A 20,814-nucleotide genomic window follows, 5' to 3' on the forward strand; every position below is an offset into this window, starting at 1 on the left:
GCGGGCGGGGCGCCGCGCGCCCGGCGCGCGGCCCCGCCCGCCCCCCCCCCCCCCGCCCCCCCCCCCCCCCCGCCGCACGATCAGCTCACCTGATCGTGCGGAACGGGGTCAGTGGCTGTGGCCGTGACCGTGCGAGTGGCCGTGGGTGTGGTGCCCGCCGCCCGCGTGGTCGTGCTCCTCCTCCGGCGCCTCGACGACGGCGGAGTCGGTGGTGAGCACCATCGCGGCGATCGACGCGGCGTTGCCCAGCGCGGCCTTGGTGACCTTGACCGGGTCGATGACGCCCTGGCCGGCCAGGTCGCCGTACTCGCCGGTGGCGGCGTTGAAGCCCTGGCCCACGCCGAGGTCGCGGACCTTGGCGACGACGACGCGGCCCTCGAAGCCGGCGTTGTCGGCGATGCGGGCCAGCGGGGCCTCCAGCGCGCGCTGCACGGCACGGGCGCCGGTCAGCTCGTCGCCGGTGAGGTCCAGCGCGTCGATGGCGGTGGCGGCGTGCACGAGCGCGGAGCCGCCCCCGGGGACGACGCCCTCCTCCACCGCGGCGCGGGTGGCGGCGATGGCGTCCTCGATGCGGTGCTTGCGCTCCTTGAGCTCGACCTCGGTGGCCGCGCCGACCCGGATGACGCCGATGCCGCCGGCCAGCTTGGCCAGCCGCTCCTGCAGCTTCTCGCGGTCCCAGTCGGAGTCGGTGGCCTCGATCTCGCGGCGGATCTGGGCGACCCGGTCGGAGATCGCGCCGGCCGTGCCGCCGCCGTCGACGACCGTCGTCGTGTCCTTGGTGACGGTCACGCGGCGGGCGGTGCCGAGCACCTCGAGGCCGACCTGGTCGAGCTTGAGGCCGACGTCCTCGCTGACGACCTGGCCGCCGGTGACGATGGCGAGGTCGGTCATGAAGGCCTTGCGGCGGTCGCCGAAGTAGGGCGACTTGACCGCGACGACGCGGATCGTCTTGCGGATCGAGTTGACGACGAGGGTCGACAGCGCCTCGCCCTCGACGTCCTCGGCGACGATCAGCAGCGGGCGGGCGCCGTTGCCGAGCACCTTCTCCAGCAGCGGGAGCAGGTCGGCCAGCGCGCTGACCTTGCCCTGCACCAGCAGCACGAGGGCGTCCTCGAGGACGGCCTCCATCGCCTCCTGGTCGGTGACGAAGTAGGGCGAGAGGTAGCCCTTGTCGAACTGCACGCCCTCGGTGACGTCGAGGTCGGTCGAGAGGGTGTTGCTCTCCTCGACGGTGATGACGCCGTCCTTGCCGACCTTCTCCATCGCCTCGCCGATCAGGGCGCCCACCTCGGCGTCCTGGGCGGAGATGGTGGCGACGCCGGCGATGGCCGACTGCTCGTCGACGGGGATGGCGACCTCGTCGAGGGCCTTCGACACCGCGTCGACGGCGGCGCGCATGCCGCGGCCGAGACCCATCGGGTTGGCGCCGGCGGCGACGTTGCGCATGCCCTCCTTGACCAGCGCCTGGGCCAGCACCGTGGCGGTGGTGGTGCCGTCACCGGCGACGTCGTTGGTCTTGGTGGCGACGTTCTTGGCCAGCTGGGCGCCGAGGTTCTCGTACGGGTCCTCGAGCTCCACCTCGCGGGCGATGGTGACGCCGTCGTTGGTGATGGTCGGGGCGCCGAACTTCTTGTCGAGGACGACGTTGCGCCCGCGCGGGCCGAGGGTGACCTTGACGGCGTCGGCGAGCTTGTCCACGCCGCGCTCGAGCGAGCGGCGGGCGTCCTCGTTGAACTTGATGATCTTGGCCATGGGGCCCTTCCGATCAGATCGCTACGGGGGTGAGACGGCGACCGCCCCGGGACCCGGTCAGTCGGGTCGCCGGGGCGGTCTGGTGCCGTGCTGGAACGGCCACTCCTCAGGGGCCCGCGCCGAGCTCGCTCGGCGTGGGGGGAAGGGTGGTCCTTCTACTTCTCCACGACGGCGAGCAGGTCGCGGGCGGAGAGCACGAGGTACTCCTCGCCGGCGTACTTGACCTCGGTGCCGCCGTACTTCGAGTAGATGACGACGTCGCCGACGTTGACGTCGAGCGGGACGCGGTTGCCGTTGTCGTCGATGCGGCCGGGGCCCACGGCGATGACCGTGCCCTCCTGCGGCTTCTCCTTGGCGGTGTCCGGGATGACCAGGCCGGAGGCGGTGGTGGTCTCGGCCTCGTTGGCCTGGACGACGACGCGGTCCTCGAGCGGCTTGATGGAGACCTTGGTAGCGGTCGTCACGAGGTGACGCCCCCTTCGGGATCGGACGGCTGGTGGGGTTGCACGTTGTGGCACGGGGGCCGGGCCTGCCGTCGCGGGGGTCAGGCGCCTGCCCGTGTCGGTTGGCACTCTACCCACGAGAGTGCCAGCCCCTCAACCGGGTCCACCGCTCGGAGGACGGGCCGCTGCGGGAGGCTGGTCGCCGTGCCCGATCCCGCCGCGCTGACCCTGCTGCGCACGCCCGAGGGAGCCGCCGCGACCGCCCGCGCCGCGGCGCTGCTGGCCGGGGGCGCCGACGTGCTGGCGGGGGTCGCGGCGCTGCGCGCGGAGGTCGGGCCGGAGCTGGCCGGTCCCGCCTGGGAGCTGGCCCGGCTGCGGGCGCGGGCCCGCCCGGTGTTCGGCACCGACGCCGACCGGCTGTTCCTCACCGCCGACACGCTCGAGCAGGCCGGCCGTCCCGCGCTCGCCGCCCGCCGGGCCGCCCGCCTGCTCGCCGACGGCACCGACTCCGCCGCCGACCTCGGCTGCGCGTCGGGCACCGACACCGTGGCGCTCGCCCGGGCCGGCGCGCGGGTGCTCGCCGTCGACCTCGACCCGGTGGCCCGCGAGCTCACGGCCGCCAACGCCGAGGCGCTCGGGGTGGCCGACGACGTGTGGGTGGTCGCGGGCGACGTCGTCGAGCTGGTGGACGCCGCCCGCGGGGGCGAGGTCGCCGGGTGCGCGGCCGCCGTCCTCGACCCCGCGCGGCGGGCGGGCGGCCGCCGGCAGCTCGACCCCGACCGCTGGTCGCCGCCCTGGTCGACGGTGACGGCGCTGCTCGACCGGGTGCCGCGCGCGGTGGTGAAGGTGGCGCCGGGCCTCGACCACGACCGGGTGCCCGAGGGCGTCGAGGCCGAGTGGGTGTCGGTGCGCGGGTCGATCGTCGAGGCGCTGCTGTGGGGCCGCGGGGTGTCCGAGGTGTGGCGGCGGGCGACCGTCGTCCGCGGCGACGACGTGCACGAGCTCACCGCCAGCGCCGACCCCGGGCCCGCGCCAGCCGGCCCGGTCGGGGCGTGGCTGCACGAGCCCGACCCCGCCGTCATCCGCTCCGGGCTGGTGTCCCTGGTGGCCGCGGAGCTCGGCGCGACGCTGGTCGACCCGACGATCGCCTACCTGACCTCCGGCGCGGCCGCGGACTCCCCGTGGGCCATCTCGTACCGCGTCGACGAGGTGCTGCCGTTCAACCTCAAGCGGCTGCGCGCGCTGCTGCGGGATCGCGGCGTCGGCCGGGTGGTGGTGAAGAAGCGCGGGTCGGCGATCGAGCCGGAGACCCTGGCGCGGCAGCTGCGCGGCCCGGGCGACCGGAGCGCCACCGTCGTCGTCACCCGGGTGGCCGGCGCCCCGACCGCCCTGGTGTGCGACGTCAGCGGGTGAGGAAGGACCCCGTCCCCCTCACCCCTCGCACGCTCGGGGTGAGCCTCTGGACGGGGCCGCGACCGCAACAGTCGTCGCTCAGCGGCTCACCGTCTGGATCGGCAGGCTGCTGTCGGCGCCCAGGTCGGGCGCGGAGGGCTCGACGCCCGCCGCGACCAGCCGGGAGCCGAGCGCCGCGACCATCGCGCCGTTGTCGGTGCACAGCCGCGGGCTGGGCACGCGCAGCACGATCCCGGCCGCGGCGCAGCGCTCCTCCGCCAGGGCCCGCAGCCGCGAGTTGGCCGCCACTCCCCCGCCGAGCACGAGGTGGTCGACGCCGGAGTCGCGGCAGGCGCGCACCGCCTTGGCCGTGAGCACGTCGGCGACCGCCTCCTGGAACGACGCCGCGACGTCGGCCACCGGTACCGGCTCCCCCGCCTTCCGCCGCGCCTCCACCCAGCGGGCGACGGCGGTCTTCAGGCCGGAGAAGGAGAAGTCGTAGGGCGCATCCCGGGGGCCGGTGAGCCCGCGCGGGAAGTCGATGGCCGCCGGGTCGCCGTCGCGGGCGGCGCGGTCGATGGGCGGGCCGCCGGGGAACGGCATGCCGAGCACGCGGGCGACCTTGTCGAAGGCCTCGCCGGCGGCGTCGTCGATGGTGCGGCCGAGCGAGGTGACCTCGCGGGCGAGGTCGGGCACGAGCAGCAGCGAGCTGTGCCCGCCCGACACCAGCAGCGCCAGCGACGGCTCGGCCAGCGGGCCGTGCTGCAGCTCGTCGACGGCGACGTGCGCGGCCAGGTGGTTGACCCCGTACAGCGGCTTGTCCAGCGCGAGGGCGTAGGCCTTCGCGGCGGCCAGCCCGACCAGCAGCGCGCCGGTGAGGCCGGGCCCGGCGGTGACCGCGACGGCGTCGACGTCGGACGCCGACACCCCGGCCTCGGCGAGCGCGCGGTGCACGGTCGGGACCATCGCCTCCAGGTGCGCCCGCGAGGCGATCTCGGGCACCACGCCGCCGAAGCGCTCGTGCTCGGCCATCGAGGTCGCCAGTGCGTCCGACAGCAGGGTGTGGCCGCGCACCAGGCCGACCCCGGTCTCGTCGCACGAGGTCTCGAACCCCAGGACCAGCGGCTCGCTCACCGCCGCACCTCCCGCTTCATCACGACGGCGTCGGTGCCGCTCGGCTGGTAGTAGCGCGGGCGCCGGCCGATCTCGGCGAACCCGCGGCGCCGGTAGAGGCCCTGCGCCACCTCGTTGTCGGCGCGCACCTCGAGCAGCACGACGGGGCTGCGCCGGTCGGCCTCGGCGAGCAGCGCGTCGAGCAGGGCCGCGCCGAGGCCCTCGCCCTGCCGGTCGCGGGCGACGCCGATCGTGGACACGTGCGCCTCGTCGTCGTAGGCGATGAGGCCCGCGTACCCGACGACGGCGCCGTCGTCCTCGCCGTCCGTGTCGACGGCCACGAGGTAGTGCCGGGTGTCGGTGCGCGACAGCTCGTCGCGGTACATCGCCCGGGTCCAGGTGTCCGGCGCGAAGAGCTCCTCCTCCAGCGCCAGCACGGCGTCGAGGTCGGCCAGTCGCATCGGCCGCAGCCGCGCGCTCACGACGTCGTCACCGGCTTGAACGACGTCGGCGGGACCGCGTCGGGGCGGCGCAGGTACAGCGGGACGAGCGGCCCGGCCGACGACGGGTCGTCGAGCAGCGGCGCCGCCGCCCGCAGCAGACCGGCGACCGTCACCTCGGCGGGCGTGACCGCGGCGCCGAGCCGCTCGGCGAAGCGCGGGTCGCCGACCAGCGGGCCGCGTGCGGCGAGCTCCTCCGGGCGGACGACGCCCGGCCCGTCGACGCGCGCTCCGGCGGCGTCGTAGGCGGCCCAGTAGACCTCCTTGCGCCGCGCGTCGGTGACCACCGTCCGCTCCCCCGACCCGACGGCGTCGAGCGAGCAGACGCCCACGGCGGGGACGCCGCCGGCGTCGGCAAGGGCGGCCGCGGTGACCACGCCGACCCGCAGGCCGGTGAACGGGCCGGGCCCGAGGCCGGTGACGACGGCGCCGACGTCGGCCAGCGCCACGCCGGCCTCGGCCAGGGCCTCGCGCACGGCGGGGACGAGCAGCTCGGCGTGCCGGTTGCCGGAGGGCACCGCCCGCTCGGCGAGGACCTCCACGCCGCCGTCGTCGGAGCGGCGGGCGACGCCGGCGACCAGCGTGGGGGTCGCGGTGTCGAGGACGAGGACCAGCACGACCGGCCAGCGTAGTCAGCCGTTGTCGCCCGGCGGCCCGGTCGGGCAGGATCGCCCGGCCCACGCCGTCGGGGAAGAGGACGCCGATGACCGCATCACTGCTGCTCGTGCACGGCGCCTGGCACGGCTCGTGGTGCTGGCGCCCCCTGGTGGAGGAGCTCGGCGACGACGTGCGGGCGCACACCGTCGACCTGCCCAGCGTCGGCGAGGACCCGGCCGCGCTGGGCGACCTCCGTGCCGACGCCGCGGCCGTGCGGGACGCCCTCGCGCGGGTCGACGGCCCGGTCGTCGTCCTCGGCCACTCGTACGGGGGCGCGGTGGTGACCGAGGCGGTCGCCGCGGACAGCGGCGTCGCGCACCTCGTCTACCTGTGCGCCTTCCAGCTCGACGTCGGGGACTCCCTCCTCGGGAGCGTCGGCGGGCAGGCGCCGCCCTGGTGGGAGGTCGGGGAGCACGCGATCGGGGTGACGGACCCGGCGGCGGTCTTCTACAACGGGGTGCCCGAGGAGCTGACGCGCGACGCGGTGGCCCGCGTCGGGCTGCAGTCCCGCGCCTCGGTGGAGCAGCCGCTGACCGGCGCGGCGTGGCGGCACGTGCCGAGCACCTACGTCGTGTGCGAGGACGACCAGGCCATCCCGGTGTTCGCCCAGGAGGCGATGTCGTCCCGGGCCGGCGAGGTGCTGCGTCTGCCGTCGGGGCACTCGCCGTTCCTCTCCCACCCCGCCGAGCTGGCGGCGCTGCTGCGACCGGTCCTCGACCGCGCCGGCTGAGCGGTCGCGGCGCCGGTCCTGGCGCGGACGGTCACACCGACAGCTCGGAGACGACCTCGACGCCGTCGACCGGGTCCACCTGCTCGCCCACGACGACGAAGCCGAACGGCCGGGCCACCGCCTGCGACGCGGTGTTCGACGGCGCGATCGACAGCCGCACCACCGACACGGCCGGCTCCGCCCGGGCGCGGGCGAGCAGCGCGGCCAGCGCCGCCCGCGCGTAGCCGCGGCGCCGGTGCTCGGGCAGCACGGCGTAGCCGATCTCGACCATGCCGCGCCCGTCGGGCGGGCCGTGGAAACCGGCGCGCCCGACGGCCAGCCGCCGGTCGGGGTCCCACACGACGCCGGTCACCCACGCGGCCGCGGCCGGGTCGGCGGCCACCTGCTCCGCGCGCATCCGCCACACCTCCGACCAGTCGGGATCGGCGAAGCCCGGCGGCAGCGGGACCGGGGACGCGGCGCCCGCGGCGGCGAGGTCGCCGGCGGCCAGCGCGGCGAACGCCGCCGCCGGGAGGGCGAGCACGTCGACCCGGACGCTCACCCGGCGCTCCCCGCCCAGCGGAGCACCTCGACGTCCGGGCCCAGGACGGCCCGCAGCCTCGCCAGGTCCCGCGGCGTCGGGTCGACGAGGTGCGGGACGCGCGCGGCGCGCAGCAGCGGCAGGTCGGAGGCGCTGTCGGAGTAGGCGTGGTCCAGCGGCAGCGGCACCCCGGCCGCCCGCAGCGCCTCGAGCTTCCCCTGCCCCCGGGCGGGGACCGCGGGTGCCGGCAGCCCCCAGCGGCTGCGCCGCAGGTCGGTGTCGACCACCTCGACGTCCGGCAGGCCGATCACCCGGCACACCTCCGCCGCCAGCGGTCGGGCGCACGCGGTGGCCACGACCACCCGGTCGCCGCGGGCGACGTGCTCGCGGACCCGGGCGACCGCGGCCGCGGCGGTGCGCCCGCCGGCCGGGCCGGCGTGCTCGGCGGCGAAGGCCCGCGCCGCCGCGGTGAACCCCTCGGCGTCGAGGCCCACCGCGGCAAGCCACACCAGCCAGCGCTCCGCGGGCACCCGCAGGCGCCCGGTCGCCAGCGCCGGCAGCCACACCGGCGCGGTCAGCAGCGCCGCGGCCAGCCGCAGGGGCTGCCGGGTGAGCAGGCGGCGGAGGAAGCCGCCGAAGGAGTCGCCGGCGACCAGCGTGCCGTCGAGGTCGAAGACGACGACCGCCGGCCGGCCCGGGGGGCTCACTCCGACAGCCGCCGCTCCCAGCCGGCGCCGGAGGGCACGAGGACGGCGGTGCGGACGTCGTCGTCGCGGCGGTCCAGGCGCACCTCGAGGTGCTCGTCGGTGAGCCGCTCGACCAGCCCGGCGCCCCACTCGACGACCGTCACCGACTCCTCGGTCGACGCGTCGAGGTCGAGGTCGTCGACGTCGGCGACGCTCCCCAGTCGGTAGGCGTCGACGTGCACCAGCGGCAGCCGCCCGCCGCGGTGCACGCGGGCGATGACGAAGGTCGGCGAGGTGACCGGCTCGGTCACCCCGAGCGCGGCACCGAGGCCCTGGGTGAGCGCGGTCTTGCCGGCGCCGAGCGGGCCGGTGAGCACCAGCAGGTCGCCCGGCTCCACGACGGCGGCGAGGGCGGCACCGAGGGCCCGGGTGTCGTCGACGGTGGGCAGCACGTGCTCGCGCCTCATGCCGCCAGGCTCCGGGCGACCGACGTCAGGTCCTCGAGCAGGCCGGCGCGGGGGGCGCCGTGGGGGCCGAACCGGATGGCCGCCGACGGGTGGTAGGTGGCCCAGACCGCCCGGCCGCCGACGTCGTGCGGGCGGCCGCGGGCCCCGGCGAGCACGGTGCGCGGGCCGAGGAACCACTTGGCCGACGACAGGCCCAGCGCCACGACGACCGGCGGGTCGAGCAGCTCGAGCTGGCGGCGCAGCCAGCCGCTGCAGCGGGCCACCTCCGGCGTCTTCGGCGTCCGGTTGCCCGGCGGTCGGCACTTCACGATGTTGAGCACGGCCGCCTCGGCGCGGTCGAGCCCGGCCTCGGCGAGCAGCTGGTCGAGCAGCTGGCCCGACTTCCCGACGAAGGGCCGGCCGGTCTCGTCCTCGTTGGCACCGGGCGCCTCGCCGATCAGGGCGAACCGCGCCCGCCCGCGCACCGGCGGGTCGCCGACGACGACGTGCTGCCGGGTGGCTGACAGCTCGGGGCAGGCGACGCAGGGCGTCGCGGCGGCGGCGAGCGCGGGCCAGTCGGCGGCGGCCGCGGCCGTGGCGGCGACCTCCTCGGCCGCGGCGTCGAACCGGGGCGGACGGGGGGCTGCCACGTCCCCGACCCTACGGCGGGCGCGGCCGGGGGGCTTCCGCGCCCGCTCCCGCCCTGTCACCGTGGGACAGGGCCCCCGCCGCGGGAGGAGTCGCCATGACCGAGCACCCCGACGTCTACGAGGTCGCCTGTCTGGCCGGCGGGCCGCAGCGGGTGGTCGACACCGCGCTGGTGGCCCTCGTGGTCACCGGCCGGGTGCGCGCGGTGGCGCCCGGGGAGCTGCAGGTCGTCGAGCCGCGGCGGCGCCACCCGGTGGAGGCCGCCGTCCTCGACGCCGTCGGGGGCCGGGGCCGCCGGTCGGTGGAGACGGTGCGCTGGCGCGCGCTGGCCGACGACCGGGTCACCGTCCTCCCCCGCCGGCTGCGCGCCGAGCGCCTGCTCGGCCGGTTCACCGGCCCGACCGCGGCCGGCCGGCGCGTGCTCGAGCGGGCGCGCGCCGCCGACGTCGGGCCGGTGCTGCACGTCGCCCTCGAGGGCCGCGACCGGCTGACCGACCCCGCGCTGCGGGAGGCCGTCTGCGACCCGCCGCGCCGCCCGGTGCTGCCCGGCGTCGCCGCCTCGCCGTGGGCGCTGTCCTACGCCGACGGGTGCGAGGTGGCCCAGCGGACCCGGGACACGCTGGTGGCCCGGGGCCTCGACGGCCGCCCCTGACGACGGACCGGCCGGGCTCCCCGCGGGGACCTACCGGCCGGGTTCCTGGCGGATGCGGGCGGTCTCCGCGGCCACCCGGCGCACCAGGCCGGCCAGCGCCCGGGTGACCTCCTGCGGCTTCTCCAGCGTCACCAGGTGCCCGGCGTCGTGGACGACGACGTGCTCGACCGCCGGCCCCTCGCCGCCGAGCAGCTCCACCAGGGTGTCGCTGTGCGCCGGCGGGATCATCCGGTCGGCGTCGCCGGTGAGCACGAGCGTGGGCACCCGGCGCAGCGGCGCGAGCGCGCCGGTCTCGTCGAGGCCGGCCAGCGCCGGGTAGAACTCGGCGATCACGTCGACCGGGGTGCCGGCGATCATCGCGTCGACGTAGCGGCCCAGCCGCGGATCGACGTCGGTGGAGGCGAACGACAGCGACCAGGTCGCCGCGGAGACGACGTCGGCGGCGAGCCGGCGGGTGCGCTCGGCGAACACCGGCCGCCGGCGCATCGTCCAGGCGGCCACGGGCAGCACCGCGGCGCGCACGCGGGTGAGGAAGTCGGGCAGGCCGAAGTCGAGGTCGGCCAGCTGGCCGCTGGAGGTGGACACCAGCGCGACGCCGGCGACCTTCGTGCCGAACAGCTCCGGGTGCAGGTCGGCCAGGCCCATGACGGTCATGCCGCCCATGGAGTGGCCGACCAGCACGACCGGCCCCTCCGGCACCCGCTCCTCGAGCACCCGCGCGAGGTCGCGGGCCAGCTGCTCGATCGTCGAGTTCTCCGCCGGCCCGCGGGACGACGAGCCGTGCCCGCGCTGGTCGTAGAAGACCAGCCGAGCGGTGGGCCGGTGGCCGTTCGCGGTGGCCAGCTCCGCGCCCAGGGACCGGCGCTGGTAGGTCCAGGAGGCCATCGACAGCGTGTAGCCGTGCACGAAGACGACGGTCAGCGGCGCGTCGAGCGGGCCGACCTCGTCCACGGCGAGCAGCACGCCGTCGTCGGCCTGCACCTGCGCCGTCCGGTCGGCCCGGCGCGCGGCGGCGCCGAGCGGGTCGTCCTCGCGCAGCTCGGCGTCGCTGGCGCCCTCCGGCAGCGCTCCGCCCGGGCTGAGCCGCTCGGCCCGCACCCGGCGGGTGGCGATGCGCGCGACGGCGACGCCGACGGCGGTGGTGGCCGCCGCGAGGCCGACGACCGCGCCGGCGATCCCGACCGCCGGGTGCCGCTCCAGCGCCCCGGTCAGTCCCGGGTGCGCCGGCGCCCGCCGGCTCGACCGCTGTGCCATCAGACCGCCCCCGCCGACCCGACGTGGCGGCGGGTGAACCGCCCGCCGACCCGGGTGACCAGCTCGTAGTGGATGGTGTCGACCGCGTCGGCCCACTGCTGGGCGGTCGGCTCGCCGCGCTCGTCCGAGCCCCACAGGACCACCTCGTCGCCCGGGGCGACGGCGTCGTCGCCGACGTCGAGCACGAACTGGTCCATGCACACGCGGCCGGCGATCGTCCGCTGCGCGCCGGCGGCGAGCACGGGTGCGCGGTTGCCCGCGGCGCGCGGGACGCCGTCGGCGTAGCCGACCGGGACCAGCGCCAGCGTCGTCTCCCGCTCCGGGGAGTAGGTGTGCCCGTAGGAGACGCCGACGCCGGCCGGCACCCGCTTGGTCAGCGCCACGCGTGCGCGCACGCTCATGGCCGGCCGCAGGCCGTGGACGGCGGGGTCGCCGCCGAGCGGGTCGAGGCCGTAGAGGGCGACGCCGGGCCGGACCATGTCGTACCAGGTGTCGGGCAGCGCGACGGTGGCCGCGGAGTTGGCCAGGTGCCGGGTGCCGTCGAGGCCGGCGGCGCGGGCGATGCCGACCGCCTCCTCGAACACCCGCACCTGCGCGCCGATCGTCGGGTGGGTGGGGGCGTCGGCGTAGGCCATGTGGCTCCACAGCCCGACCACCTCGACCTCGCCGTCGGCCTGCGCGCGGGCCGCCGCGGCCACCAGCGCGGGCCAGTCGGCGGTCGTGGCGCCCTCGCGGGACAGGCCCGTGTCGGCGCACAGGTGCAGCCGCGCGGGACGGCCGGTGGCGCGGGCGGCGGCCACGACCTCGGCCAGCCCCCACTCCGCGTTGGCCGACACCTCGACGCCGGCCTCCAGCGCGGGCGCGAAATCGGTGCCCGGCGCGTGCAGCCAGGCCAGCAGCGGCGCCGTGACCCCGGCGGCACGCAGCGCGAGCGCCTCCTCGAGGACGGCGACGCCGAGCGCGTCGGCACCGCCGGCGAGCACCGCCCGCGCGGCCGGCACCAGACCGTGCCCGTAGCCGTCGGCCTTGACCACCGCCATGAGCGGACGGCCGACCCGCTCGCGGAGCACGGCGGTGTTCGCCGCGATCGCGTCGAGGTCGACGACCACCTCGGCCCGGGGAGCTGGCTGCTTCACGCCCCCGAGTGTCCCAGGAGCGCGTCGCCGCCCCCGCGCACCCGGCCGACGGTGTCCGGCAGCACCCGCACGAGGTCGGAGGCGAGGATCGGCCCGCGAGCCGCGGCGACCTGGCCGGCCCGGCCGTGCAAGTGGGCGGCCGCCGCGGCCGTCTCCGCCGCGGGCGTGCCGGCGGCCAGCAGCGAGCCGAGGACCCCCGACAGGACGTCGCCGCTGCCGGCCGTGGCCAGGTCGGAGGTGCCGGTGGCGTTGACGAACGCGGTGCCGTCGGGCGCGGCGACCACGGTGGCGTCGCCCTTGAGCAGGACGACGGCGCCGAGGTCGGCGGCGAGCCGGCGGGCGCTGCCGATGCGGTCGCCGCCGACCGGGACGCCGAAGCGCTCGAACTCCCGGTCGTGCGGGGTCAGCACGGTGGGCGCGGTGCGGCCGCGGACGAGGTCCGGCTCGCGCGCGGCCATCGTCAGCGCGTCGGCGTCGACCACCACCGGCAGGTCGGTGGCCAGCACCTCGGCCAGCACGCTCCGGGCGTCGTCGTCGGTGCCCATCCCGGGGCCGGCCACCCAGGCCTGCACGCGGCCGGCGTCGCCGGGCCGGCCGTCGGTGACGATGGCCTCCGGCCAGGCGGCGCGGACGCCGTCGGCGGCGGTGCCGGCGTAGCGGACCAGCCCCGGGCGGGTGCGCAGCGCCGCCCCGGTGCACAGCACGGCGGCGCCGGGGTAGACCGCCGAGCCCGCCACCACCCCGACGACGCCGCGGGAGTACTTGTCGTCGGTGGGGCCGGGCGGTTCCAGGTGCGCGGCGACGTCGGCGTCGGTGAGCTGGTGCGCGCGGGCCGGGGCCAGGTGCGGGGCGAGACCGATGTCGACCAGGTGGACCGTGCCGGCGTACCCACGCCCCTCCCCCACGACGAGGCCGGGCTTGACCGCGCCGAAGGTGACCGTGTGCACCGCGGCGAACGCCGCGCCCTCGACCGCGCCGGTGTCGGCGTCCACGCCGCTCGGCACGTCGACGGCGACGGTCAGCCCCGGTCCGGTGGCCGCCCGCTCCGCCAGCCGGGCCGCCCCGGGGCGCAGGCCGCCGCGGCCGCCGATGCCCACGATGCCGTCGAGGACGAGGTCGGCGCGGTCGAGCTCGCCGGGCCCCTCCGGGCCGGTCACCCGCCCGCCGGCGCGGCGCAGCGCGGCCAGCCCGGCCGGGTGGGCGCGGTCCGCGTCGAGCAGGACGGCGGTCACCCGGGCGCCGCGGGCGGCCAGCTGCGCGCCGGCGAACAGCGCGTCCCCGCCGTTGTTGCCCGCGCCGACGAGCAGCGTGACGCGGGCGCCGTGCGCCCGGCCGAGCAGCCGCAGGCAGACGACGGCCAGGCCGGTGGCCGCCCGCTGCATGAGCGCGCCCTCGCGGGTGGCGGCGAGCAGCACGTCCTCGGCGGCGCGGACCTCGGCGGCGGTGGACAGCCCGATCACGCGGGTCCCCCCTCGGCGACGACCACCGCGGAGGCGATCCCGCCGTCGTGGCTCAGGGACACGTGCCAGCGGGTGATGCCGAGCTCCGCGGCCCGGGCGGCGACGGTGCCGCGCACCTCAAGGTGCGGGCGGCCGTGCTCGCCGACGGTCACCTCGGCGTCGTGCCACTGCAGTGCGCCGGGGGCGCCGAGCGTCTTGGCGACGGCCTCCTTGGCGGCGAACCGCGCGGCCAGCGACTCCGCCGTCCGCGGGTTGCCCGACGGCGTCACCTGCTCGGAGGCAGTGAACAGCCGGTCGCGGATGCCGGGCGTGCGGGTGAGCGACTCGGCGAAGCGGGTCACGGGGACCACGTCGATCCCCACCCCGATGATCACCGGGCCAGTCTGCCGTGCCGCCGTCGCCGTCGCCGTGCGGCCCGTCGCGCGGCTACTCGACGGTGACGCTCTTGGCCAGGTTGCGCGGCTGGTCGACGTCGAAGCCGCGGGTGTCGGCGATCTCGCAGGCGAGGATCTGCAGCGGCACCGTGGTCACCACCGGCGCGAGCAGGGTCGGCGTGCGCGGCACGCGGATGAGGTGGTCGGCGTAGGGCACGACGTCGTCGTCGCCGTCCTCGGCGATCACGATCGTGCGCGCGCCGCGGGCCCGGACCTCCTGGATGTTGGAGACGACCTTGCCGTGCACCGACTCGCGACTCCGGGGGGAGGGGACGACGACGACCACCGGCGTCCCCTGGTCGATGACCGCGATCGGGCCGTGCTTGAGCTCGCCTGCGGCGAAGCCCTCGGCGTGGATGTAGGCGAGCTCCTTGAGCTTGAGCGCGCCCTCGAGCGCCACGGGGAAGCCCACGTGCCGGCCGAGGAACAGGATCGTGTCGGCGTCGGCCAGCGAGCGGCCGAGCTCGCGCACCGGCTCCATCTGGGCCAGCACCCGCTCGACGGCCTCGGGCAGCTTCTGCAGCTCGTGGACGATCGAGGCGACCTCGTCGGTGTACTTGATCCCCCGCACCTGCGCGAGGAACAGCCCGACGAGGTAGCAGGCGACGATCTGCGCCAGGAAGCTCTTGGTCGAGGCGACCGCGATCTCGGGGCCGGCGTGGGTGTAGAGCACGGCGTCGGACTCGCGCGGGATGGTCGACCCGTTGACGTTGCAGATCGCCAGGACGCGGGCCTTCTGTTCCTTGGCGTGCCGCAGCGCCATGAGGGTGTCCATCGTCTCGCCGGACTGGCTGATGACGACGACGAGCGTGGAGCGGTCGAGGACCGGGTCGCGGTAACGGAACTCGCTGGCCACCTCGACCTCGACCGGGATGCGGGTCCAGTGCTCGATGGCGTACTTCGCGATCAGGCCGGCGTGGAACGAGGTGCCGCAGGAGACGACGAAGATCTTGTCGATGTCGCGCAACTCCTGGTCGGACAGCCGGACCTCGTCGAGGAGGAGCTCCCCGTCGTCACCGAGCCGGCCGAGCAGGGTGTCGGCGACCGCCTGGGGCTGCTCGGCGATCTCCTTGAGCATGAACCAGTCGTGGCCGCCCTTCTCGGCGGCGGCGGCGTCCCAGTCGACGGTGTAGGCGAGCGGCTCGACGGCAGCGCCGTCGAAGTCGGTGACCGACAGGCCGCGGGCGCGGTCGATCTCGACGACCTGGTCCTGGCCCAGCTCGCGCGCCTCGCGGGTGTGCGCGATGAAGGCGGCGACGTCGGAGCCGAGGAAGTACTCGCCGTCGCCGACGCCGACCACCAGCGGGCTGTTGCGGCGGGACGCGACGAGCGTGTCGGGCTCGTCCGCGTGCGTGGCGACGAGGGTGAAGGCGCCCTCGAGGCGGCGGGAGACCAGGCGCAGCGCTTCGGCGAAGCGGCCCGTGCCCGCGGGGAGCTCGGCGTACTGGGCGGCCAGCAGGTGGGCGACGACCTCGGTGTCGGTCTCGGACGTCATCTCGACGCCCGCGGCCTCGCACTCGGCGCGCAGCGCGGCGAAGTTCTCGATGATCCCGTTGTGGATCACGGCCACCCGGCCGTCCGCGGACAGGTGCGGGTGGGCGTTGCGGTCGGTCGGCCCGCCGTGGGTGGCCCACCGGGTGTGGCCGATGCCGATGGTCGACTCCGGCAACGGCGCGTCGGCCAGCACCTTCTCGAGGTTGGCCAGCTTGCCGGCCTTCTTGGCCGAGGCGAGCTCTCCGTCGCCGTCCCCGCCGACCCGGACCGCCACGCCCGCGGAGTCGTAGCCCCGGTACTCGAGCCGCCGCAGGCCCTCCAGGACGACGTCCAGGGCGTTCTGCGGGCCGACATAACCCACGATGCCGCACATGTGGACCGAGGGTACCGGGGAAGGAGGACCGATCCGTCCCTCTGCGGTGTGAGACGCGGTGCCCCTCCCACCCGCCCCACCCGACCGGTCAGGACCAGGGGGTGACCGGGCGGGCGCGCGGCGTGCCGTCGACGGCGACGTCGAAGCGCTCGTCGAAGAAGCACAGCAGCCCGGTGAGCTGGGCCGCGTCGGGCAGCGGGTCGGGGTAGCTCCACACCGCGTCGGGCACGAGGCCGTCGTCGGTGCGCACCGACCAGTAGTGCGCCACGCCCTTGTAGGCGCACTCCGTCCGGGTCGGGCTCGGCTCCAGGTCGGCGACGACGTCCGCGGCGGGCAGGTACCAGCGGACCGGCAGCAAAGTCTCGAAGACCAGCGCGGGCCGCGCCGAGTCGGCGAGCAGCTGGCCGCCGGCCGACACCCGCACCGAGCGCGACCCGGCGCGGACGTCGACCCGGTGGAAGGGGTCGCGCGGGTGGCCGTGCAGGCGCTCGTCCTCCTCGAACCAGGCGTCGCAGCCGGCCCAGTCGAGGACGACGTACCCGGCCAGCGCCGGGTCGGCCGGGCAGAACCCCTCGACCGTGCGGTCGCTCCCGGGGACCGGCACCAGCACCGGCTCCCCCGGCGTGCTGCGGACGGCGAAGGGCACCCGCGGGTCGAGCACGCGCAGCCCGGTCACGTCGGGCAGGGCGAAGCCGGTCCCCGCGGGCTCGTCCGGCACGACGCCGGGGTCCGGGACCGGCGCCGCGCGCAGGTCCTCGACCGGCACCGCGTAGGCGGGCACCACCCGGCGGGGCTCCCAGACCAGCAGCGCCCGGTCGGTCAGGGCGACGACGGCGCCGTCCACCTCGGCCCGGACGCGCTTGGCCGTCGGCTCGTACCGGAGCCGGTCGACCACACCGCCGAGCAGGTCCCTCATCCGCACGGTCACGACGTCCCTCCCGGAGGCCGGTGGGGACGATCGTCGTCCCGCCCGGCCCGGCGGTCCAGGGGTCAGTCGACGGCGGCGACGACCTCGGCCAGCCGCGCGGCGATCGCGTCGGCGGACTCCTGGGTGGGCGCCTCGACCATGACCCGCACCAGCTGCTCCGTGCCCGACGGGCGCAGCAGCACCCGGCCGTCGTCGCCGAGCTCGGCCTCGGCGGCGTTGACCGCGCCGGCGACGGCGTCGCTCTCGACGACGGCGATCCGGTCGCGCACCGGCACGTTCACCAGCACCTGCGGCAGCCGCTGCACGACCGAGGCGAGCTCGGCGAGCGAGGCGCCGGTGACCGACATCCGCGACAGCAGCGACAGGCCGGTGAGCAGGCCGTCGCCGGTGGTGGCGTGGTCGAGGAAGACCAGGTGGCCGCTCTGCTCGCCGCCGAGGGACAGCCCGCGGGCGCGCAGCGCCTCGAGCACGTAGCGGTCGCCGACGGCGGTGGTGTGCACGGCGATGCCGGCGTCGCGCATCGTGTGGTGGAACCCGAGGTTGCTCATCACGGTGGCGACGACGGTGTCCTGCGCCAGCGCGCCGCGCTCCTTGAGGCCGAGTGCGCAGACGGCGAGGATCGCGTCGCCGTCGACGACCTCACCGTCGGCGGTCACCGCCAGGCAGCGGTCGGCGTCGCCGTCGTGGGCGATGCCGAGGTCGGCGCCGGTGGCGCGGACGGCCTCGGTCAGCGGGCCCAGGTGGGTGGAGCCGATGCCGTCGTTGATGTTCCAGCCGTCGGGCTCGCCTCCGATGACGGTGACCTCGGCGCCGGCGCGTCGATAGACGTCGGGGGCGACGGTGGCGGCCGAACCGTGCGCGCAGTCGACGACCAGGCGCAGGCCGGACACCGACGCCGGGAGCGTCGACAGCAGGTGGTCCGCGTAGTCGTCGACTGCGCCAGGCACGTCCCGGACCCGGCCGATGTCGGCCCCGGTCGGGCGGCGGCCGTCGGTGCTCCGACGGGAGGTGGCGATGCTCGCCTCGATCGCCGCCTCGACGGCGTCGGGCAGCTTGTGGCCGCCGCGGCTGAACAGCTTGATGCCGTTGTCGGGCATCGGGTTGTGGCTCGCCGAGATCATGACGCCGAGGTCGGCGCCGGTCTCGGCGGTGAGGAAGGCGACGGCCGGCGTCGGGAGCACGCCCACGCGGAGCACCTCGGCGCCGGCGCTGGCCAGGCCCGCGACGACGGCCGCCTCGAGCATCTCCCCGCTGGCGCGGGGATCACGGCCGACGACCGCGACGGGACGCGAGGTCCCGTCGCGGTCGGCGAGCACACCGGCGGCCGCACGGGCCACCGAGAGGGCCAACTCCGGCGTGAGGTCGGCGTTGGCCCGACCCCGGACGCCGTCGGTCCCGAACAGGCGACCCACGGCGGTACCGGTCAGCGCTTCGAGTACTGAGGCGCCTTGCGGGCCTTCTTGAGGCCGTACTTCTTGCGCTCCTTGACCCGCGCGTCGCGGGTGAGGAAGCCGGCCTTCTTGAGCGCCGGGCGGTCCTCGGCCTCGACCTCGATGAGGGCGCGGGCGATCGCCAGGCGCAGCGCGCCGGCCTGGCCGGTGACGCCGCCGCCCTTGAGGATGCCGACGACGTCGTACTGCTCGGCCTTCTCGAGGGTCACGAACGGCTCACGGATGAGCTGCTGGTGGACCTTGTTCGGGAAGTACTGCTCGAGCGTCCGGCCGTTGAGGCGGAACTGGCCGGTGCCCGGCACGAGCCGCACGCGGACGACGGCCTCCTTGCGCCGGCCGACGGTCTGGACGGGACGCCCCTCGGCGTCGGTCACGGTCAGGGCGGAGGTCACTGGGCCACCTGCTTGATCTCGAAGGTCTGGGGCTGCTGGGCGGCGTGCGGGTGCTCGGGGCCCGCGTACACCTTCAGCTTCTTGATCATCTGCCGGCCGAGGCTGTTGTGCGGCAGCATGCCCTTGACGGCGCGCTCGACGACGCGGTCGGGGTGCGTGCGCAGCTGGTCGCCGACGTTGATCGCCCGGAGGCCGCCCGGGTAGCCGGAGTGCCGGTAGGCGGTCTTCTGGTCCCGCTTGGAGCCGGTCAGGGCGACCTTGCCGGCGTTCACGACGACGACGAAGTCGCCGACGTCGACGTGCGGTGCGAACTGGGGCTTGTGCTTGCCGCGCAGCAGGGTCGCGATCTGGCTGGCGAGTCGACCGAGCACCACGTCGGTGGCGTCGATGACGTGCCAGACCCGGTCGACCTCGCCGGGCTTGGGTGAGTACGTGCGCACGGCACTGTCCTCCGTCGTCGTCGGGGCGGCTGGTGGGATCGCCTCACCGAGCACGGGAGACGGGGACGGCGCGCGCGCACCAGCCGGCGGCCGCGCACCAGCCGACGACGATACCAGCCGGTTCAGCCGTCGATCAGGTCGCGCTGGGCGGGCAGCAGCCGGTCCATCGCGGCGACGTCGTCGGCCGCGGTGAGGCCGAGCACGTCGACGCTCGCGAGGTAACTGCCGTAGCCGACGTAGCAGCGCTGGTAGAAGCTCTCCCCCGACTCGAACCAGAAGCAGGGCGCGTCGGGGATCGACGGCAGCGTGAACCGGGTGCCGCCGAACTCCGTGGCCTCGAGCTCGGCGAACGTCGTGTAGACGGCGTTGGTCTGCGTCGACGTCGGGAAGGCGTAGAGCGCCACCGCGTAGCTGAGCTCGTCCTCGTCGGACTGCTTGGAGTAGAAGCCGCGGAACCCGTTGGCCGACAGCAGGTCGCGCTCGCGCGCCGGGTCGATCGCCAGCCGCAGGTAGCCCTCGAGGTCGTAGGGGCCGGAGAAGTCGGTGAAGTCACCCGGCGGGTCGAGCGTGAGCGACTGGAGGCCCACCGGGTCGGTGGGCAGCGTGGGCACCTGCGCCTGCGGCGTGGGCGTGAACCCCTGCAGCAGCCCGACCTGGTCGGTCATCAGCCGGCCGACGTCGCCGAGGCCCTGGCCCGCGGCCGCCGTGTGGTACGCGTAGGCCAGCATCCGGCCGACCGGCACGAAGACCTGGACGACGTCCTCGCCGCCGTCCTCCAGCAGCACGGCCTCGCCGTCGACGCCGGGCACCGAGGCCGGCTCGTAGCCGGCGCCGGCCTGGTCGGCGGCGAGCTCGACGGCGGCCCGCCGCGCCGACTCCGGGTCCGACAGCTCGGCCACCATCGTCAGGGTCGCGCGGCCGTCGGCCGGGTCGCTGTTGCACTGCCCCCACGCGGTGACGAAGCCCCAGCGGTCCAGGACCGTCCCCGCGGTGCCCGAGCCGAAGTAGGCCGCGTCGAGGGCGCCGGCGTCGCTCCACGGCCCGCTCGGGAAGCAGGTGTCGGTGCGCGCCGGGAAGGTCGCCTGCACCAGCGAGGTCACCGAGGCGATGCGGTGCGCCTCGAGCAGCGTGCCGACCGTGGGCGCGGGCGCCGGGGTGACGTCGACCGGCGGCTCCGACGGCGTGGGGTCGGGCGCCTCGCTCGTCGTCGGCGGGGCGCTGGCCAGCGGCGTCGCCGTCCCGGACACCGTGCTGGTGCAGCCCGCCAGCAGCACCCCCGCCGCGACCGCGCCGGCCGCCGTCCACCTGCTCCGCGTCCCCGTCACGGGGCGCGAGCCTAGTGACGGGGACGGGTGGTCAGTCGGCCTCGACGCGGTGGAGTCGCCCGGTCGTGACGTCGTAGACGGTCCCGCAGACGTCCTTCGACAGCAGGAACGGGCTCGCGCGCAGCTTCCGGATCGACTCGCGGACGTCCTCGTCGACGTCGGTGAAGGCCTGCGCCGGCCACGGCGGGCGCGCCCCGGTGGCCTCCTCGACGAGGTCGGCGAAGGAGGCGTCGTCGGTCTTCTGCAGCCCGCAGTCGGTGTGGTGCACGAGCACGATCTCGCGGGTGCCGAGCAGGTGCTGGGAGATGGTCAGCGACCGGATGGTGTCGTCGGTGACGACGCCGCCGGCGTTGCGGATGACGTGCGCGTCGCCGACGGCCAGCCCCAGCAGCGGGAACAGCGGCATCCGGCTGTCCATGCAGGCGACGACGGCGACCTTGCGCGCCGGGGCCACGGGCAGGGCGCCCGGGAAGTCGCGGGCCCACTCCTCGTTGGCGGCCAGCATCCGCTCGTACTCGGCCACGTGGTGCTCCTCTCGGGTGGCAGGCATCGGAAGCTGTCCGCACGTTCCGGGCGTGCGGACGCAGG

General features: G+C 76.4%; 23 protein-coding genes. 3 read left to right on the plus strand and 20 right to left on the minus strand.

All coding sequences use genetic code 11. The features are described from left to right. Positions 1-108: 108 nt before the first annotated feature. Together groL and groES are read right to left on the minus strand one after the other, a co-directional pair. Positions 109-1,752, minus strand: a complete 1,644-nt coding sequence (gene groL / locus ACI78R_RS00005; protein ID WP_073421423.1) for a chaperonin GroEL — start codon at positions 1,750-1,752, stop codon at positions 109-111. Positions 1,753-1,907: 155 nt separating this feature from the next. Continuing rightward, positions 1,908-2,216, minus strand: a complete 309-nt coding sequence (groES, locus tag ACI78R_RS00010; RefSeq protein ID WP_073421422.1) for a co-chaperone GroES — start codon at positions 2,214-2,216, stop codon at positions 1,908-1,910. A gap of 183 nt (positions 2,217-2,399) precedes the next feature. On the opposite strand from groES, the gene ACI78R_RS00015 reads away from it, so the two are divergent. Further along, positions 2,400-3,608, plus strand: a complete 1,209-nt coding sequence (locus ACI78R_RS00015; protein ID WP_457039253.1) for a THUMP-like domain-containing protein — start codon at positions 2,400-2,402, stop codon at positions 3,606-3,608. Positions 3,609-3,686: 78 nt separating this feature from the next. On the opposite strand, the gene tsaD is transcribed toward ACI78R_RS00015, so the two are convergent. The 3 genes from tsaD to tsaB are packed head-to-tail and all read right to left on the minus strand — an operon-like array spanning position 3,687 to position 5,817. Then, complete coding sequence (gene tsaD / locus ACI78R_RS00020) at positions 3,687-4,721, minus strand: tRNA (adenosine(37)-N6)-threonylcarbamoyltransferase complex transferase subunit TsaD (protein ID WP_073421421.1); 1,035 nt, start codon at positions 4,719-4,721, stop codon at positions 3,687-3,689. After that, complete coding sequence (rimI, locus tag ACI78R_RS00025; protein ID WP_457039254.1) at positions 4,718-5,182, minus strand: ribosomal protein S18-alanine N-acetyltransferase; 465 nt, start codon at positions 5,180-5,182, stop codon at positions 4,718-4,720. The genes tsaD and rimI overlap by 4 nt, the downstream gene beginning before the upstream one ends. Then, positions 5,179-5,817 (minus strand): tRNA (adenosine(37)-N6)-threonylcarbamoyltransferase complex dimerization subunit type 1 TsaB, encoded by a 639-nt coding sequence (tsaB, locus tag ACI78R_RS00030; protein WP_073421420.1) that lies wholly within the window; start codon positions 5,815-5,817, stop codon positions 5,179-5,181. Before tsaB ends, rimI begins: the two co-directional genes overlap by 4 nt. A gap of 86 nt (positions 5,818-5,903) precedes the next feature. Here tsaB and ACI78R_RS00035 point away from each other — a divergent pair, with 86 nt between their 5' ends. After that, positions 5,904-6,587, plus strand: coding sequence for an alpha/beta hydrolase (locus ACI78R_RS00035; protein ID WP_073421418.1), 684 nt, complete (start codon positions 5,904-5,906; stop codon positions 6,585-6,587). 31 nt (positions 6,588-6,618) lie between these two features. Here ACI78R_RS00035 and ACI78R_RS00040 read toward each other — a convergent pair whose 3' ends face one another. The 4 genes from ACI78R_RS00040 to ACI78R_RS00055 are packed head-to-tail and all read right to left on the minus strand — an operon-like array spanning position 6,619 to position 8,889. Further along, a complete protein-coding gene (locus tag ACI78R_RS00040; protein ID WP_457039255.1) occupies positions 6,619-7,128 on the minus strand; it encodes a GNAT family N-acetyltransferase in 510 nt (169 codons plus the stop codon). Then, positions 7,125-7,814, minus strand: a complete 690-nt coding sequence (locus ACI78R_RS00045; protein WP_457039256.1) for a haloacid dehalogenase-like hydrolase — start codon at positions 7,812-7,814, stop codon at positions 7,125-7,127. Before ACI78R_RS00045 ends, ACI78R_RS00040 begins: the two co-directional genes overlap by 4 nt. Next, the gene (gene tsaE, locus ACI78R_RS00050; protein ID WP_457039257.1) at positions 7,811-8,260 is read right to left on the minus strand and encodes a tRNA (adenosine(37)-N6)-threonylcarbamoyltransferase complex ATPase subunit type 1 TsaE; all 450 of its coding nucleotides are present in this window, start codon (positions 8,258-8,260) and stop codon (positions 7,811-7,813) included. The genes ACI78R_RS00045 and tsaE overlap by 4 nt, the downstream gene beginning before the upstream one ends. Next, positions 8,257-8,889, minus strand: a complete 633-nt coding sequence (locus ACI78R_RS00055; protein WP_457039258.1) for a uracil-DNA glycosylase — start codon at positions 8,887-8,889, stop codon at positions 8,257-8,259. The genes tsaE and ACI78R_RS00055 overlap by 4 nt, the downstream gene beginning before the upstream one ends. A gap of 53 nt (positions 8,890-8,942) precedes the next feature. Between ACI78R_RS00055 and ACI78R_RS00060 the strand changes: the two genes are divergently transcribed. Continuing rightward, on the plus strand, positions 8,943-9,539 hold the full coding sequence (locus tag ACI78R_RS00060; RefSeq protein WP_281248096.1) for a TIGR04222 domain-containing membrane protein: 597 nt from the start codon (positions 8,943-8,945) through the stop codon (positions 9,537-9,539). A 30-nt stretch (positions 9,540-9,569) separates the two neighbouring features. Here the strand turns inward: ACI78R_RS00060 and ACI78R_RS00065 are convergent, their stop codons facing one another. The 11 genes from ACI78R_RS00065 to ACI78R_RS00115 all read right to left on the minus strand — a co-directional run bounded on the left by ACI78R_RS00065 (position 9,570) and on the right by ACI78R_RS00115 (position 20,776). Beyond that, positions 9,570-10,793 (minus strand): alpha/beta fold hydrolase, encoded by a 1,224-nt coding sequence (locus ACI78R_RS00065; protein ID WP_083628773.1) that lies wholly within the window; start codon positions 10,791-10,793, stop codon positions 9,570-9,572. Continuing rightward, positions 10,793-11,929, minus strand: a complete 1,137-nt coding sequence (alr, locus tag ACI78R_RS00070) for an alanine racemase (protein ID WP_457039259.1) — start codon at positions 11,927-11,929, stop codon at positions 10,793-10,795. Before alr ends, ACI78R_RS00065 begins: the two co-directional genes overlap by 1 nt. Continuing rightward, complete coding sequence (locus tag ACI78R_RS00075) at positions 11,926-13,389, minus strand: NAD(P)H-hydrate dehydratase (protein ID WP_457039260.1); 1,464 nt, start codon at positions 13,387-13,389, stop codon at positions 11,926-11,928. Before ACI78R_RS00075 ends, alr begins: the two co-directional genes overlap by 4 nt. Continuing rightward, positions 13,386-13,763 (minus strand): holo-ACP synthase, encoded by a 378-nt coding sequence (locus ACI78R_RS00080; protein WP_073421405.1) that lies wholly within the window; start codon positions 13,761-13,763, stop codon positions 13,386-13,388. Before ACI78R_RS00080 ends, ACI78R_RS00075 begins: the two co-directional genes overlap by 4 nt. Positions 13,764-13,815: 52 nt before the next feature. Next, positions 13,816-15,690, minus strand: a complete 1,875-nt coding sequence (glmS, locus tag ACI78R_RS00085) for a glutamine--fructose-6-phosphate transaminase (isomerizing) (RefSeq protein WP_457039261.1) — start codon at positions 15,688-15,690, stop codon at positions 13,816-13,818. An 88-nt stretch (positions 15,691-15,778) separates the two neighbouring features. Continuing rightward, positions 15,779-16,618: a DUF427 domain-containing protein gene (locus tag ACI78R_RS00090; RefSeq protein WP_457039262.1), complete on the minus strand. Its 840-nt coding sequence runs from the start codon at positions 16,616-16,618 to the stop codon at positions 15,779-15,781. A gap of 62 nt (positions 16,619-16,680) precedes the next feature. Further along, a complete protein-coding gene (gene glmM / locus ACI78R_RS00095) occupies positions 16,681-18,030 on the minus strand; it encodes a phosphoglucosamine mutase (protein WP_457039263.1) in 1,350 nt (449 codons plus the stop codon). An 11-nt stretch (positions 18,031-18,041) separates the two neighbouring features. Beyond that, positions 18,042-18,461: a 30S ribosomal protein S9 gene (gene rpsI, locus ACI78R_RS00100; RefSeq protein WP_073421399.1), complete on the minus strand. Its 420-nt coding sequence runs from the start codon at positions 18,459-18,461 to the stop codon at positions 18,042-18,044. Then, a complete protein-coding gene (gene rplM / locus ACI78R_RS00105) occupies positions 18,458-18,901 on the minus strand; it encodes a 50S ribosomal protein L13 (protein WP_073421397.1) in 444 nt (147 codons plus the stop codon). Before rplM ends, rpsI begins: the two co-directional genes overlap by 4 nt. 122 nt (positions 18,902-19,023) lie before the next feature. Beyond that, the gene (locus ACI78R_RS00110; RefSeq protein WP_457039264.1) at positions 19,024-20,226 is read right to left on the minus strand and encodes a DUF7373 family lipoprotein; all 1,203 of its coding nucleotides are present in this window, start codon (positions 20,224-20,226) and stop codon (positions 19,024-19,026) included. A 31-nt stretch (positions 20,227-20,257) separates the two neighbouring features. After that, positions 20,258-20,776 carry a beta-class carbonic anhydrase gene (locus tag ACI78R_RS00115; protein ID WP_457039265.1) on the minus strand — a complete coding sequence of 173 codons (519 nt, stop codon included), beginning with the start codon at positions 20,774-20,776 and terminating at the stop codon, positions 20,258-20,260. Positions 20,777-20,814 lie beyond the last annotated feature (38 nt).

The sequence above is a fragment of the Geodermatophilus sp. SYSU D01106 genome (assembly GCF_054049995.1).